13 protein-coding genes are annotated in these 16222 nt (G+C 61.2%); all 13 read left to right on the top strand.

All coding sequences use genetic code 11. The features are described 5' to 3' along the window. Positions 1-62: 62 nt before the first annotated feature. The 13 genes from WI26_RS22370 to tssM all read left to right on the top strand — a co-directional run bounded on the left by WI26_RS22370 (position 63) and on the right by tssM (position 16207). Positions 63-548, top strand: a complete 486-nt coding sequence (locus WI26_RS22370; RefSeq protein ID WP_059509043.1) for an Hcp family type VI secretion system effector — start codon at positions 63-65, stop codon at positions 546-548. Between the two features lie 70 nt (positions 549-618). Continuing rightward, positions 619-1122, top strand: a complete 504-nt coding sequence (gene tssJ, locus WI26_RS22365; RefSeq protein ID WP_069227225.1) for a type VI secretion system lipoprotein TssJ — start codon at positions 619-621, stop codon at positions 1120-1122. 31 nt (positions 1123-1153) lie between these two features. Further along, positions 1154-2500, top strand: a complete 1347-nt coding sequence (gene tssK / locus WI26_RS22360) for a type VI secretion system baseplate subunit TssK (RefSeq protein WP_069227224.1) — start codon at positions 1154-1156, stop codon at positions 2498-2500. A gap of 33 nt (positions 2501-2533) precedes the next feature. After that, positions 2534-5056 (top strand): type VI secretion system Vgr family protein, encoded by a 2523-nt coding sequence (locus tag WI26_RS22355; protein ID WP_069227223.1) that lies wholly within the window; start codon positions 2534-2536, stop codon positions 5054-5056. Positions 5057-5197: 141 nt separating this feature from the next. Continuing rightward, positions 5198-5794: a DUF3304 domain-containing protein gene (locus tag WI26_RS31595; RefSeq protein ID WP_081334317.1), complete on the top strand. Its 597-nt coding sequence runs from the start codon at positions 5198-5200 to the stop codon at positions 5792-5794. Positions 5795-5975: 181 nt separating this feature from the next. Next, positions 5976-6566 (top strand): DUF3304 domain-containing protein, encoded by a 591-nt coding sequence (locus WI26_RS31590; protein ID WP_236849315.1) that lies wholly within the window; start codon positions 5976-5978, stop codon positions 6564-6566. Next, complete coding sequence (locus WI26_RS32355; RefSeq protein ID WP_155768802.1) at positions 6563-6745, top strand: hypothetical protein; 183 nt, start codon at positions 6563-6565, stop codon at positions 6743-6745. The genes WI26_RS31590 and WI26_RS32355 overlap by 4 nt, the downstream gene beginning before the upstream one ends. Further along, positions 6742-7335: a DUF3304 domain-containing protein gene (locus WI26_RS31585; protein WP_081054983.1), complete on the top strand. Its 594-nt coding sequence runs from the start codon at positions 6742-6744 to the stop codon at positions 7333-7335. Before WI26_RS32355 ends, WI26_RS31585 begins: the two co-directional genes overlap by 4 nt. Beyond that, positions 7335-9545: a T6SS phospholipase effector Tle1-like catalytic domain-containing protein gene (locus WI26_RS22350; RefSeq protein ID WP_069227222.1), complete on the top strand. Its 2211-nt coding sequence runs from the start codon at positions 7335-7337 to the stop codon at positions 9543-9545. The genes WI26_RS31585 and WI26_RS22350 overlap by 1 nt, the downstream gene beginning before the upstream one ends. Before the next feature lie 59 nt (positions 9546-9604). Beyond that, on the top strand, positions 9605-10438 hold the full coding sequence (locus tag WI26_RS22345) for a DUF4123 domain-containing protein (protein ID WP_236849314.1): 834 nt from the start codon (positions 9605-9607) through the stop codon (positions 10436-10438). Between the two features lie 62 nt (positions 10439-10500). Beyond that, complete coding sequence (locus WI26_RS22340) at positions 10501-10782, top strand: PAAR domain-containing protein (RefSeq protein ID WP_069227221.1); 282 nt, start codon at positions 10501-10503, stop codon at positions 10780-10782. A 3-nt stretch (positions 10783-10785) separates the two neighbouring features. Continuing rightward, positions 10786-12111, top strand: a complete 1326-nt coding sequence (tssL, locus tag WI26_RS22335) for a type VI secretion system protein TssL, long form (RefSeq protein ID WP_081334315.1) — start codon at positions 10786-10788, stop codon at positions 12109-12111. A 25-nt stretch (positions 12112-12136) separates the two neighbouring features. Beyond that, positions 12137-16207 carry a type VI secretion system membrane subunit TssM gene (tssM, locus tag WI26_RS22330; RefSeq protein WP_069227220.1) on the top strand — a complete coding sequence of 1357 codons (4071 nt, stop codon included), beginning with the start codon at positions 12137-12139 and terminating at the stop codon, positions 16205-16207. Positions 16208-16222 lie beyond the last annotated feature (15 nt).

Here is a 16222-nt window from a genome sequence, read left to right as displayed (position 1 = left end):
CAACCGTTCGCGTTGCGCTGACGGTACCGGCTTTCTTTTCATCAACCACAAGGAGTCACCACATGGCGCAGGACATCTTCCTGAAAATCGACGGCATCACCGGCGAGTCGCTGGACGACAAGCACAAGGACGAAATCGAGGTCCTGAACTGGGACTGGGAAATCCAGCAGGAGTCGACCATGCACGCCGGCAGCGGCGGCGGCGCGGGGAAGGCCACCGTCAAGGATCTCAGCTTCGAGCACAACATCGACCGCGCGAGCCCGAACCTGATGAAGTATGCGCTGACGGGCAAGCACATCGACCAGGCCGTGCTGGTGATGCGCAAGGCTGGCGGCAATCCGCTCGAATACCTGAAGCTCACGATGAGCGACGTGATCGTCACGCGCGTGAAGCCGTCGGGCAGCAAGAACGACGCCGAGAAGAGCCGCGAATCGGTGTCGCTGTCGTTCGCGAAGGTCAAGCAGGAGTACGTCGTGCAGAACGCCCAGGGCGGCAGCGGCGGCGCGGTGACCGCGAGCTTCGACATCAAGGGCAACAAGGAAGCGTAAGCGCGTTGCTCGTTCGCCCGGCGAAGGCCATGCCTTTGCCGGGCCTTTTCCCAATCCTGACGTGTTCCGCATGCGCCCGATCCCGATTGCCGTTTCGCTTGCCTGCGCCATTCTGCTCGCCGCCTGTGCGAGCAGTGCGCCAAAACCGAAGGAGCCGATTCGGCTTACCTTGACCGTTAACGCATTGCCCGGTGTCAATCCGGATGGCCGTGGGCAGGCGGCGCCGATCGTCGTGCGCGTTTATGAACTGAAGGACGACGGCGCTTTCGTCGCAGCCGACTTCTTCTCGCTCCAGACGCAGGACAAGACGATGCTGGCCGACGATATCGTCAGGCGCGACGAATTCCTGTTGCGCCCCGGCGAACGCAAGAAGATATCCCGGCGCGCCGATCCCGCGACCACGACGATTGGCGTACTGGCCGCATATCGCGACTTGCCGAATTCGGTTTGGCGCGAGATCCATGCGCTGCCGAGTGCGCCGGATGCAGCGTGGTACCGCATCTTTTCGCCGAAGCTGACATTGAACATCGATCTCGACGCGAATGCCGTCAAGATCAACGAAGCAAAAAAGTGAACTTCGTCGCGCAACAAAACGGAAGAGATACATGAGCTGGTACGCCAAGGTCGCCTGGCAGGAAGGACTGTTTTTCCGTCCGCAATTGTTCCAGCAGCAGGAGCGCTATTTCGAGAAGTACGCGCATTTACGCGCGGCCCCATTGTCGCCGTTCTTTTTCGGGTTCTCGGATGTCGCGCTCGACATCGAGGCGCTCGCGCTCGGCAAGGTCGTCGTCAAGTCGGCTGCTGGCTTGTTTGCCGACGGCACGCCGTTCGATGCACCGGGCAATACGCCGCTACCGCCGCCGCTGACGATCCGCCAGGAGCATCTCGACCAGGTAATTTACCTGGCCGTTCCGGTGAGGCTGCCGAACTGCGAGGAGACGACGTTCGAAAATTCCGCGGATTCGCTTGCGCGCTATCTGGTGTTCGATACCGAGCTGCGCGACACGAATTCGATCGGCCTCGCACCGGAGTCGGTGCAGTTGTCCAATCTGAGGTTGCGCCTGTTGCCGGAGAAGGAGCTTGGCGATGCATGGATCGGGCTGGCGCTCACGCGTGTGAAGACGATCCGCGCGGACGGCAGCATCGAGCTGGACGATACGCTGGTGCCGCCCGTGTCGGGATACGGCGCGAGCGATCTGCTCTCGAGTTGGGTGACGAAGATTCATGACCTGACAAGGCTGCGCGCCAACGCGCTGGCGCGGCGGCTTGCCGGCGGCGACGACGCGACGGCGAGCGCCGCGACCGTCACCGACTATCTGTTACTGCAGATCCTGAACCGGTACGAGCCGCTGCTGCAGCACCTGTTGAGCGTGCCGGCCACGTCGCCGGCCGACGTCTACGCGCTGCTGATCGGGATGGCGGGCGAACTGTCGACCCATTTACGTACCGATACGCGCCGACCGCTCGATACGCATCCGCCTTATCGGCATACGACGCCGCATCTCTGCCTGAAGCCCATCGTCGACGATACGCACAAGCTGCTCAACGCGGTTCTCGTGCGCAGCGCGCAGCACATCAAGCTCGAGGATCGCGGCCACGGGATGCGCAATGCGGCGATCGACCCCGCCGAGATGCGCGGGTTCGCAGCCGTGGTGCTGGCCGTGCATGCAGCGATGCCCGGCGATGTGCTGCAGCAGCAGTTCCTCGCACAGGCAAAGGTGGGGCCGTCGGACAAGCTGCCGAGCCTCGTGCGCAGCCATTTGCCGGGGATCGGCTTGCAGGCGCTGCCGGTGCCGCCGCGGCAGATTCCGTTCAATGCCGGCTACATCTATTACGAGCTGACTCAGGGCGGGCCACTTTGGGAGGAGGTCGTGCGGCATGGCGGGCTTGCATTGCATGTGGCAGGGGATTTTCCGTCGCTGAAGCTGGAGCTGTGGGGTGTTCGCACATAAGCGAGCATCCGTCGATCACGTTGGGAGATGCAAATGGCCTTGTTTGATGTGCCACGAACCTTGTCGATTACCGGCGCGGCTCTGCCGACCTTCGGCGGCGAGCCGTTCCTCACGCCGGTCAAGCTGAGCGGACGGGAAGCGATCGGGGAACTGTTCGAGTACACGCTGGAGCTGAAGACACCCGACGCGCTCGCGTTTTCGCCAAGCATTGCCGCGAACGTCGAGCTCGACAAGTTGATCGGCACGGAAGTGACCGTGGCGATCCAGCTGGAAGGCAAAGGGCGTTTCATCCCCGGATTGGCCGGCGATGCCGGCATGGCCAATATCGGCGCTGGCGTGCGGGAGATCACGGGCGTCGTCGTTGGCGCGACGATCTTGCGCGAAGACGGTCGTTCGATCGGATATGTGCTGACCTTGCGCCCGTGGCTGTGGCTTGCAACGAAGAACTGCGATAGCCGCATCTACCAGGATATGTCGGTGATCGAGATCACCGATGCGGTGCTGTCGGCCTATCCGTTCCCGGTCGATAAACGGCTGACGACACCGCGCCCGAACCGGGCGTGGCCCAAGCGGGACATCCAGCGCCAGCATGCCGAAAGCGACTGGGCGTTCCTGCAGCGCCTGTGGGAAGAGTGGGGCATCTTCTACTTCTTCGAGCACAGCGACGGCAAGCATCGGCTGGTGCTGGTCGATTCGATGGGCGCGCTCAAGCCGCTCGGCGACGCGTACGCGACGATTCGCTATGCCGCGCCGAACGGGCGGCGCATCGACGAGGAGCATATCCACGACCTGTCCGTCTCGCATGCGTTGACGACCGGCGCGGTAACGCGTGTCGACTACGACTATACGTGGCCGCGCGCGGATATGACGGTCAAGCGAGAGGATCCGCGCGATACGGCACTCGCCAATCAGGAACACTACGCATGGGGCGATTACGCGCAGCCGCAGGCCGGCGCGGGCGGTCTCTCCGGCGATCACAACGATCCGCAGACCGAGGCGGAATATCTGACGCTCGTGCAGATGCAGGCGTACCGCTGCCAGGGGCTGCGTGCTTCCGGAAGCGGGAATGTGCGCGGCCTCGTCGCGGGCCAGACATTCGTGCTGTCGCACTATCCGCAGGATGCGGCCAACCGGGAGCACGCGGTCATCGCATGCTCGCTGACGATCGAGGAAGTCGGTGAAGCGTCGGGTGCCGGCCAGCAGTATCGATGCGAAGCGGATTTCACGCTGCAGCCGACTAATGAGCCATTTCGGTTGCTGCGCTCGATCGAGAAGCCGCGGATTCATGGTGTCGAGTATGCGGTCGTCACCTGCCCGGAGAACCAGGAAATCTGGACCGATGCGTATGGCCGGGTGAAGCTGCAGTTCATCTGGGACCGGCTGGGCAGGAACGACGAACGCTCAAGCTGCTGGGTGCGCGTGGCCGGCGCGTGGCGCGGCGATCAGTTCGGCTCGGTCTTTCTGCCGAGGCGTGGGCAGGAGGTCGAGGTCGCATTCGTCAACGGCGATCCGGATTTGCCGATCGTCGTGGGCAGTGCGGCGAATGCGTTCAATATGCCGCCGTTCGCTTTGCCGAGCAATCAGGCGCTCGCGGGCTTTCGCAGTCGAGAGCTTGACGGGCGGCGCGCGAACACGCTGGCCTTCGACGATACGAACGGGAAGATCCAGGCGCATCTGTCGAGCGACGAGGGCAGTTCGCAGCTGAATCTCGGGTACATCACGCGGATCGCGGGGAATGCGGGGCGGCAGGATGAGCGGGGGCGGGGCTTCGAACTCGCAACCGGGTTATGGGGGGTGATCCGTTCCGCGTTGGGGATGTTGATTACGACGCAGTCGCTATCGGGATCTCAGGGACATGCCAAGAACATGTCGGAAACGCTCGATCAACTCGACAGCGCACAACGATTGCACGACGCATTGAGTGGTGTGGCGCAGGAGGCCGGTGCGCAAGACGTCGACGGGCATCAGTCCGATCTCGCAGAAACGATCGCAGCGCAGAACGAACAGATTCAGGGTAGATCCGGCGAGGGCAACCCATTCCCGGAATTGACCGAGCCGCATCTCGTGATCGCAGGTCATGCTGGCGTTGAGATGGTCACGCCGAAAACGGCTCATATCGCAGCGCGCCAGATCGCGCTAACGAGCGAAGGTCATGTCGGTGTCGCGAGCGGACGTAGCCTCTTTGCGAGCGTGCGCGACACGATTCGCATGGTCGCGCAGAAGGGGATGATGAAGTTCGTTTCGGCGGCAGGAGACATCGTGCTGCATGCGTTGACGCAGTCCATCGTTGCTCGTGCACAGAAACGGATTTTGCTCGAAGCCGACGAAATCGTGCTGCGCGGCAAACAGAAAATTCGTTTCGAAGTCAATGGCAGTTTCACGAATATGAATTCTTCCGGGATCGTGCACGGTACGACAGGAAAGTTTCTGGCTCATGCGTCGTTGCATCAGTTGCCCGGCCCGCTCGATCAATCCGTCAATCTTGCGCCGAAGAAGATCTGTATCGAATGTTTGATGAAAGCAGCGCGAGGCGGCGCTGCGCTCGTGCCGCGCTAATGCTGGGAGTGGGGCGATGAATATCGTTTCCCGTCGGGCGACAAGTTATTGCAGGGTGGTTGAACCGAGAGCGTTGTGCCAGCAGACCTTGCATATCTCGATGTTCGTCGATGGCGCGAGCAACAGCGGAACAGGTGAGAAATGAGCATGAATCGATGGGTTGGACTCGTCGCAGTATTGTTGGGACTGCTTTCTGGATGCGCCGGATTGCGCACGGATGTGCCGTCTCCGGTTGAGATACCCAAGCGTGTGGAATTGAACAGCGGTGATGCTAGCTCGCTGAATTACACGTTGTGGTACATCCACACGTTTTCCATTTCTGGGCCAAAGGGTTCAAGAATTGGAGGTGGTGGGGGGAACATGTTGCCAATAGCTGAAGATGGTCGTCCTGGTCGGTCTGGGGGGAGATGCTGCATGAGCTATCCAAGTGAATGGCAGTCGGACCTGAGGGTGACGGTGCGGTGGCTGGTAGACAAGAAGCAAGACGGAAAGACCCGTGGAAGCTGGTACAAGGCCGAGAACGTCCGGATCGAGCCCTATACGAGGCCCACCGCGGGAGTATGGGCGATCTTCTTGCCTGGCGATCGGGTAAAGATCGTGGTTGGAAACCCCAACGCGCGTGAGCTGAGCTATGGCGCGGGACCTCCCGCTGCTAACGATCCGTATGTGGTACAAGGCGCGACCGACGAAGAATGGAATTATAAATATCCGGACGGCAAGGTAAGAGGGTTGAGATGACGAACTTGAAATGGCCGGAAAGGATGCCAGAAGGCGGGCGTCTGTTGTCGCGAGAAGCTGACGACGCGTGGGCGACAGGTTCTTGCAGTGTGGTTGAGTCGAGAGCGTTGTGCCAGCAGACCTTGCATATCGCAACGTTAGTCGATGGCATGAACAACAACGAGACAGGTGGCGAATGAGCATGAATAGATGGGTTGGGCTCGTCGCAGCATTGTCGTTGGTGCTTTCTGGATGCGCTGGATTGCGCACGGATGTGCCGTGCCCAGTCGAGATACCCAAGCGTGTGGAATTAAGTAGCGGCGGCACCAAGACGCTGAATTACACGCCGTGGTACATCCATACGTTTTCTATCTCTGGACCGAAGGGATCCGGGATTGGTGGAGGCGGACCGAACGTCATGCCGATGCGTGAAAACGGGCGTCCTGCTGGAGGCGGGAAGGAAAGCTGCTGCACGAGCTACCCGCGCGAATGGCAACCGGACTTGAGGGTGACGGTGCGGTGGTTGATTAATAAGAAGAATAGCGAGACGTCTGGTTGGTACAAGGCCGAGAATGTTCGAATTCCCCAGTACGACAGCAATCAGACTTTTGGTGTATGGGCGATCTTTCTACCAGGGGACCGGGTCAAGATCATGGTGGCCGATGGCAACGCGAATGGTCACAACTCCGTGGCTGCACGTCCAACGAATGAAGATCCGGATGTTGCCCAAGGTAAGCCGGATGAGGAATGGAATTACAAGTACCCGAACGGTGTAATCCGAGGTCTGGAATGACGAACGTGAAATGGCCGGATGGGATGCCGGAAGGCGGGCGTCTGTTGTCGCGAGAAGCTGATGACGCATGGGCGGTAGGTTATAGCAGCGTGGTTGAGCCGAGAGCGTTGTGCCAGCAGACCTTGCATATCTCGATGTTCGTCGATGGCGTGAGCAACAGCGGAACAGGTGAAAAATGAGCATGAATCGATGGGTTGGAATCGTCGCAGTATTGTCGGGGCTGCTTTCTGGATGCGCTGGATTGCGCACGGATGTGCCGTCCGCAGTCGAGATGCCCAAGCGTGTGGAATTAAGTAGCGGCGGCACAAAGACGCTGAATTACACGCCGTGGTACATCCATACGTTTTCCATTTCTGGACCGAAGGGATCCGGGATTGGTGGAGGCGGGCCGAATGTCATGCCGGCGCGCGATGACGGACGCCCTTCCGGCGGAGGGGCGGAAACATGTTGCACGAGCTACCCGCGCGAATGGCAACCGGACTTGAGGGTGACGGTGCGGTGGTTGATTAATAAGAAGAATAGTAAGACGTCGGGTTGGTACAAGGCCGAGAACGTCCGGATCGAGCCGTATACCACGCGGACCGCTGGTGTTTGGGCGATTTTTCTGCCTGGCGATCGAGTAAAGATCGTCGTTGGAAACCCCAACGCGCGTGACCTTGCTCGTGGCGCTGGGCCTCCCGCCGCTGACGACCCGTATGTCGTGCAAGGCGGCCCCGACGACGAGTGGAACTACAAATACCCGAAAGGTGTGAAGCGTGGAGTGGAATAATGAATGTGAAATGGCCGGAACGGATGTCGGAAAGCGGGCGTTTGTTGTCGCGAGAAGCTTACGACGCATGGGCGGCAGGTTATTGCGGCGTGGTTGAGCCAAGGGTGACGTGTCAGCGGACGGTACATATCTCGTTGTTTTTCGATGGCACCAACAACAACGATGACGATGATAATCCAACGTGGCGGGATTCTAAGACAAAACACCATACGAACGTTGCACGCTTGCACAACGCGGCGTTGGATGACTACGAAAACGGTTTATATAAATACTACATCCCGGGTGTCGGTACTCCTTTCAAAAAAATTGGTGAGAAGACGTACTCGCAGGATGGAAAAGCTTTAGCGAAAGGATTCAATCAACGATGTGTGTGGGCGTACACGCGTGTGATTAATGCGGTATACGACGCGATTCGGAAAGATAATCAATGGGAGTTGATCGAAGACGACGACGCAAAGCGGCTTAGTAATGATGGCGCGTTCTGTGACGAACCAACCTTCAAGCGATGTTTCGCACCATATGTGAATCGGCTGCAGGTCGCGCATACCCAAGCCACAACCGAAAATTCGATCAAAAAAATCTGGATCAATGTGATCGGATTTTCTCGAGGTGCAGCATCGGCGCGCGCATTCGTGCACAAGCTCGTGAATGAATGGGCACCGAACGGCAGGCTGAGCGAAGAGGCTGGCCCGCGCGCGTTGCAGTATCAGGTCAATTTCATGGGACTGTTCGACACGGTGGCATCCGTGGGCTTGCCGGACTCGTTTCGTACCGCGCTGAACCTGGACGTCCTCGACGGGCACGCGCATTTCGCGAGCAACGGCGGACTCGCGATTCCCGACTCCGTTCGCCACTGCGTACACGCCTTCTCGATCCACGAACAACGCATGAGCTTTCCGCTCGACTCTATTCGCCAGGGAGACAGTTACGCCGGCGGAGAAGTGCGGCGCGAGATTGCCTATCCGGGTGTGCATTCGGACGTGGGGGGCGGGTACGGGCCTGGCGAGCAGGGCAAGGGCTGCGATGCCAGCGGGAAGGGAATGGATGAACGCAAGCTCAGCCAGATTGCCCTGCACGATATGTACATCGCCGCACTTCGGTGCGGTGTACCGCTGTTGAAAGCGGAGATAATTCTAGGGGACGAATATTTGGCGCGGGATTTCAAACTACACCCCGACACCATCACCGCCTTCAATGCCTGGCTCGAGACAACAAGCCCTGTCACCCGCCTGGAAGATGCAATGCATTTCGGCATGGCCCAGTTGTTGAGCTGGCGCGCATTGCGCGCACAGGTGTCGGACCGTAGTTATGTCACGAACCAGAACTTCTTCAAATGGGCGAGGGAGGACGGGCTGACACCTCGCAAGGTCACGCAGGCGCTCGAGAAAGCGAAATCGGATGATTCGCGCTTGCGTGAACTGAATGCCCGGCGCGACAAAGCGCTCGGCGCCCTATCGTGGGCCAGAAGCGGCAAGCCGTATCCGGAAAATGTACCAGCGGTCAATGCGGCACAGGCAGAACTCGATGCCGTGGATGAGGCGATTCGGGTTCGAACCGAAGAGCTATGCGCGGAAGTCGCTTTCCCCGACGCCGTACCGGCGGAGCGGCCCGAGTCCAGCCGTCCGGGGGAAGGAGCGGGCGACATCACGACCAACGACCAGACCGATTTGCGTCAGGGGGCGGAGGAAATGCGTCTGTTGATGGCGCACCTTCATCCCGATCAGCGCGTGAAATTGTCTGTCGATGAGCGAGATGCGGCGGTGCAGCCGCCGGAGCATCTCGCAGCGATCAATCGTGCGAAGACGCTGTCGGTGCCGCATGCGCAACGCGGCTCCGATTCACCTTGTATGTCACTGGTAGACGTCGGCGCGATCAAATTTCACGCAACGCGTACGTCGCTCGCGCAGACGTACAACTACGACGACGACGTGTTACCGAAGCCGGTCGACGAGATCGGTTCGTTTCTGCGGCAGCACTCGTCCGAACACGCATTCAACACGCTGCCCGAAGCGGCAACGAACCTGTACGACAACTACGTGCACGACAGCCGTTGCTGGTTTCGCGTGCCGTATTTCCACGAGTACGCGCCGGGCGGATATGGCTGGCCGCGCGTGGTGTTCGTCGGCATGAAGCGCCTGCCATGGCTCGGGCAAGATCCGCTTGCCGTCGCATTCCACATGTTCGATTCGGTTGAGACTGCCGTGGCTTGATGCGGGCATGTCCGCTTTGTCGAACACGGTTATCCGATGCAACGATCCTGGCAAGAGACATGGAATCAAATTTCAACCAAGGGCATACCCGCTTGTTCGCGCTGATCGACGGTGCGGCAGCCCCCGAGCGGCTGCGAGCGCTGCGAGAGCAAGCCGGCATTGAATTCAAAAACGTCTATGAAGGGCTGCCCGAAGCCGAGTCCGGTCTGGCTTCACTGTTTCTGGCGCCCGTGCCGGACCCGGATGCCGCGTGGGTAGCGGAACTCGATCGCATCGATCGTCACACGCCTTGTTTGTCGCTTGTGTGGGGGCGTGTCGCGATAGATCAGCTGGCCATGCATCTTCGCGCTTTCCTGTTCGCGGATATCGGCGACGGCGTGCTGGCAATGGTGCGGTTCTTCGATCCCCGCAATACCGGTGCGGTGTTTCGTGTATGGGGCGATCGGATTCTCGACATTTTCATGGGCCCGATCGATCGATGGATGTACCGCGGCCGTCATTCGAATTGGCAACGTGTGGAAAACGATGCATTGCAAGGCGCCAAGGTGTGTCGATCGATTCTGATCGAACTCGAGCAGAAGGATGTTGACGCTTTGACCGCGCACACCGAACCCGACGAATTGCTGGCCGTGCTGGTTGACGCAGGGTTGATCGATGGCGCACGCCCGTATCTGGACAGGCTGGCCGATTTCATGCCGCGTTACGAGCGTGCCTTGCATTGGGGATTGAGCGAGCCTGCCGATCGATTGGGATTCTGCCAGCAGACCTTTATGCATGGCATCGGCTTCGACAGCCACCCCGCGATTGCGGATGCACTGCAAGCGCGCAGGAGATCGGGGGGGGGCTCCGTTCGGCGCTTGACGCGGTGCCTCTCCACGTCTGGACCGAGCTAGACCGTAAGCGTGGTGCTTCGCCCGGGCCTTCCGATGGTGCCCGTTACTGAGAGAAAAACGATATGGCATTGCAAATCATTGTCGTCGGTGACGGCACTTCGCACGGCGGCCGAGTCATCACGGGTTCCGAAATCCACATGATTGGCGACAAGGGAATCGCGCGTTTGTTCGATCTGGTCGATTGTCCGCAAACGTATCCCGACGGACGTCCGCATGGCATCAACAGAATCATCGAAGCCCACCCGACTTTCACGATCGGAGGCCAGCGCGTCGCGCTGCATGGGCATCGCACCGAATGCGGCTGCACGCTGATCGGTAGCGGTACGGCAAGTATTGGAGATTAAGGCATGGCAAAAGCAGGCGAAAGCCTGACGTTCGATGTGTCGGATCCGGCTGTCGACAAGGCAACGGAATCGACGACATCAAACACGATCAGGGCGGCGGTCGAGACTGCGGCAGGTGGCTCGGAGCCGCGGCGGGAGATACCGCCGTCAGAACCGTTCGCACAGCGGCTGGCTGCCGTGAACGCGGCGCGAAACCCATTGCTCGAAGCGGCTCGCGTGTTGTTGCGCGCACAGGCTGATATGCCGAAAGAGCTCGCGTCGAAAGACGCTATCGCCATGCTGCGCTCGCTCCTCGAACAGGAGATGCGGATTTTCCAGAAACTGTGCGAGCAGGCCAACATTCGCCGCGATCACATGATCGGCGCTCGCTACTGCCTCTGTACCGCACTCGATGAGGCTGCGATGCAGACGGAATGGGGTATGAGCGAAGCCTCAGGCATCGAATGGATCAAAGGCGGTCTTGCGAGCACTTTCCATGAGGATCGTCACGGCGGCGACAAGATCTATTTGCTGATCGGCCGGTTGCTGGAGGATGCTCGGGATCATCTGAATCTGCTGGAAGTCATTTACCGGATTCTCAGTCTGGGCTTCGAAGGGCGCTACCGGGGCGGAAGCGACGGAAAGCGCAAACACGATGCGATTCGCCAGCGGCTCTACAACGAGATCACGTCGCAACGCGATCCGGTGCCACTGACGCTCTCGCCGCATTGGCAATCGAATGCGAAGGGCAAGCGCCTGTCCTTCTACGATTTCCCCGTGTGGATCACGGTAGCCGTTTTGTCGACGATCCTGCTCGGTCTGTTCGGCTGGTTCAAATACGAACTGTCGACCCGTGGCGCGGCGCTTCAGAAGCAGATCGCAGCGATCGGAAACCTGACCCCGCCGCCCCCACCGCCCGCGCCGCAACTCCATCTGAAACAACTGCTCAAAAACGAGATCGCCGCAGGCACGGTGAGCGTAAGCGAAGACGCAAAACACAGCACCGTAACGTTCCGCGGCGACGCGATGTTCAAGCCCGGCGGCGCAGCGGTTCAAGATTCGATGAATCCGTTGATCGAGAAGATCGCCGCTGAAATCGCCAAGGTGCCGGGCAAGGTTACCGTCCTCGGCTACACCGACAGCGTGCCGATCCGAAGCCGCCACTTTGCATCGAATCAGGCGCTTTCAGAAGAGCGGGCCACCCAGGTCATGCAATCGCTCCAGACAGCAGGCGTGCCGGCGAATCGTCTCGAAGCGACCGGTAAGGGCGATGCCGACCCGGTTGGCGACAACCGCACCGCGCAGGGGCGCGCGCAGAACCGCCGCGTCGAGATCGTCGTCGCGCGTTAAGCCAGATCCGTTTCCGGGATAACAAATGAAGAAGTTCCTGTCGTTTCTGGCCTCGCGCCAGTTCCTCGCATTCGTTGCGCTGATCGTCGTCGCGCTGGTGATCTGGTTCGTCGGGCCGTTCGTCGCGTTCGGCGGGCTCAGGCCACTGGCCGGAGCCGGCATGCGCGTTCTTCTGATTGCGCTGCTGCTCGCTGGCGTGTTGCTCTGGCTTGCTGCGAAACCGACGAGCGTCGTGTTCGTCGCGCTGCTTTGCCTGCTGATCTGGTACGCCACGCCGCTGTTGACTTTCGGACATGCGACGCCCTTCGAGCCCGAGGCGCCCAGATGGATCGCGATTGCGCTGGTGTTGACTGTGTTCGTCGGCTACGGGTTGTTCCGGCTGTTGCGGAAAATGCGCGACGACGACGACTTCCTGAAAAAGATGCTGCACTTCGGCAGCAAGAAGGAGGCATCGCCTGCGGCTCCCCGTCTGCGGATCGTCGAAGGGATCGTGACGAGTGCGCTGACGCGCCTGAAATCGATGCGCACCGGCGCGCGCGGGCCGGGCAGACTGTTCCAGGGCAAGCGCCATCTGTACGAGTTACCGTGGTACATCACGCTCGGTTCTACCGGAGCAGGGAAGACAAGTGCATTGCTCAACGGCGGCCTGTCATTCCCGGTCGCGGAGCAGATGCAGCGTGCAGCCGGAGCCCGGGCGACCGACGCGGCGCCGGTGGACTGGTGGCTGACCAACGATGCGGTGCTGATCGATACGGCTGGGTATTACACGCTGCATGGATCGTCCACGACCGCGGATATCGAAATTCCGGCCGTGGCGCAAATGGAGAAGACCCCAACCAGTGAAGCGACCAAGGATGCCGCAAGCGATGGACCGAAGGGCGACGCGCCAGCCGACGAGGCGAAAGCCGTTGCCGCAGAATCCGCGCCGACGTCGTCCTCAAATGCGGCGGCGACGATGGCCTTGCTCCGGAAAACCGTCGACCAGGCCGAATGGCTCGGCTTTCTCGGCATGCTGCGCCGGCATCGTCCGCGTGCGCCGATCAACGGTGCGCTCCTGGCGGTCGATCTCGCCACGCTGGCGAGCGCCGACGAACAGGTTCGCCTTGCGGAAGCGGCCGCGCTGAGGGCGCGCCTTGCCGAATTGCGGAAAGAACTGGGTATCCGATTCCCCGTCTACGTGCTCGTCACGAAGCTGGATCGTCTGACGGGATTTACCGAGTATTTCGGTGCGCTGACGGCGGAGGGGCGTTCACAGGCGTGGGGCTTCACGCTTCCGTTCGGCAAGGAGACGGTCGCGAAGGAAGGACTGCGCGCACGTTGCCATGGCGAGCTTTCGCGGCTTGCGCAACGGCTCGCCGGATCGATCGATACGCGCCTGCAGGACGAATACGATATCCGCAAGCGACAGCAGCTTGCCGCATTGCCCGACGAGTTCGCCGCTTTGATCGCACCGCTTGTCGACCTGATCGACCGCGTCTTTCTCGATTCGCGCTTCGACGACACGCAATTGCACTCGACGTTGCGAGGCATCTACTTCACGAGCGCACAGCAACGCGGCAGCGAGATCGTGGCCGAGCGCAGCACGATTGTGCAACGTCTGGCATCGGCGCAGGCACGCACATCTGTTGCGTCCGAACGCCCGGAGAGCAACCAGAGTTTCTTCCTGCACGACGTCCTGACGCGCGTCATATTCCCGGAAGCGCATCTCGTCAGCCCCAACCTGCGCTGGGAATACCGCTATCGCCTGCTGCGCCTGATCGGTCATGCGCTTGCGTTGCTGCTGTTCGCGTGGCTCGCACTGGGCTTGCGCTTGAGCTTCGGCCACAACAGCGACTACCTGGAAGCGATCGGCGGCAAGGTGCAGGCGCTCACGACCCGCATCGCCGCGCTGTACAAGGCGCCGAAGCCGGAAGCCGTGCCCGATGCGCTGACGGAGGCACGCGACCTGCCGACTTTCCCGAACCTGGATCTGTCTCGCCCCGACGGTGCCTGGCGCTATGGTCTGTACGCGGCGCCGGCTATCGCGGCGGAGAGTCGCCGGGCCTACGATGTACTGGAAGACAACCTGCTCCTGCCGCAGATCGTGCACCGGATGGAGGAGGTCATGTCAGGCGCGATTGCGCAGAAGGATTCGAAAGCGGCTTACGACGCGCTGCGCGTCTACCTGATGCTGTACGACAAGGCGAAATTCGATGCGTCCGACGTGAAATCATGGGTGCTGGACGACTGGGCGAAGACCGACAGTGCGGCCATCTTCGGCGGCCGCGCGTCGATGATCGGTCACGTGGAGCAACTGTTCTCCGGGGAGCGTGTCGTGCAATCGACGCTGATTCGCAACGATGCGCTGATCCAGCAGGCGCGTGAGTTTCTCGACGGGAGCAACGCAACCGATCGGCTCTATCAGCGCGCGAAAGTCGCGATGCTGAAGGCGGCGCCAGACGAGTTCACGCTGCTGCGCGCGGTCGGTCCGCAGGCCGGCACGGTGTTCACGCGGGCGAGTGGTGCCCCGTTGTCGCGCGGCGTGCCGGGTCTCTTCACGTTCGACGGTTACCGCGACTTGTTCGACAAGCGTCTGCCGGAGTTCGTGCAGATCGCGCGTGACGACGATGCGTGGGTGATGGGGCGCTCGTATCTAGGCGAGGCTCAAAAAAAAACGGCTGAAATCGTGACGACCGTAGTCGGGGCAGACGATGCACTGACCGATGCCGTGCGCCGGGAGTACCTGATGGAATACGCGCAGCAGTGGGAGGCGTTTCTCGGCGATATCCGCACGGTGAGCGGCACGAGCCTCGCGTTCACGCTCCAGGTGCTGCGCAGTTTCGCGGCGCCGGACTCGCCGCTCGCGCGCCTGACGCGTGCGGCGATTCGCGAGACGACGTTGACGCAGCCGCTCGCCGGTGCGGACGGCTCGTTCCTTCAGAAGGCGGCCGACCAGATCAACCAGAAGGCTGACAAGGCGCTCGGCATCCGGGCGTCGGAGCGCGTCGAGCGCGAACTGGTCGACAGCCGCTTCGCGGCGCTGCGCGAGGTCGTGACCGGGAGCGCCGATGCGCAGGGCAGCACGCGGGCGACGGCCGGCCAGGTGGGCAAGACGGGACTCGATGGCATCGCCAATCTGCTCAACGATTACTACACGGCGCTCACGGTTTCCGACAACGCGCTGTCGAACAACAGCATGCCGCCGGCGAGCGACACGGCGGCAAAGGTGAAGATGGCGGCCGACACGATGCCGGCGCCGTTTCGAGCCGTGCTGTTGCAACTTGCCGCGGACGGTTCGCGCGAAGTCAACCAGGGCATCGGTCAGTTGCTGTCGCGTCAGATGCAGGCGGTGGTCGGTGATACGTGCCGGCTCGCAATCGAAGGCAATTATCCGTTCGCACCCGACAGCACCCGCGACGTCGGCATCGACGACTTCACGCGTGTGTTCGCGCAGGGTGGCACGATCGACGACTTCTTTGTGAAGACGCTGGCGCCGTTCGTCGACACATCTGCGAAGCCGTGGCGCTACAGGACGCTGCCGGGCGCGACCGAACCCGTGCAGGGGCCGGATCTCGAGCCGTTCGAACGGGCGAAGGCAATTCGTGACATCTTCTTCGACGATCCGGGCCACAAGCAGATGAACTGGAAAGCCGAGATCAGGATTCCGGAACTCGATCCGACGATCACGGGCCTGTCGCTGGACATCGACGGGCAGACGTCGCTCTATCGGCACGGCCCGGTGGCGCCTTTCACGGTGACGTGGCCCGGGCCGCGCGGCGGCGTTCACGCCGAGATCACGGCGAGCCCGCGAATCCGGCCCGATACGTCGACGGTTGCGACCGACGGGCCGTGGGCGCTGATGCGCCTGCTTTCGAAGGGGCGCGTAGCGGAAACGGCCACACCGGGACGCACCCGCGTGGCGTTCGAGTTCGACGGCCGCAAGGCCGTGCTCGACATTGCAAGAGCGGGAAGCGTGGCGAACCCGCTGACGAGCGACTTGATGAGAACGTTCCGCTGCCCGTCGTCGATGCCGGTCTTCAACCTGGCCGATAGCGGCCCGCCACCGGGATTGCCGCGCGGCATGCTGCCGGATATGCCGCGCAACACTGCTCGTTGAGACGGGAGGACGGAT

The sequence above is a fragment of the Burkholderia diffusa genome, assembly GCF_001718315.1.
GTDB classification, from domain to species: Bacteria; Pseudomonadota; Gammaproteobacteria; order Burkholderiales; family Burkholderiaceae; genus Burkholderia; species Burkholderia diffusa_B.
Note: the sequence above shows the minus strand (reverse complement) of the source record. Positions and strands in the feature narration are given on the sequence as shown.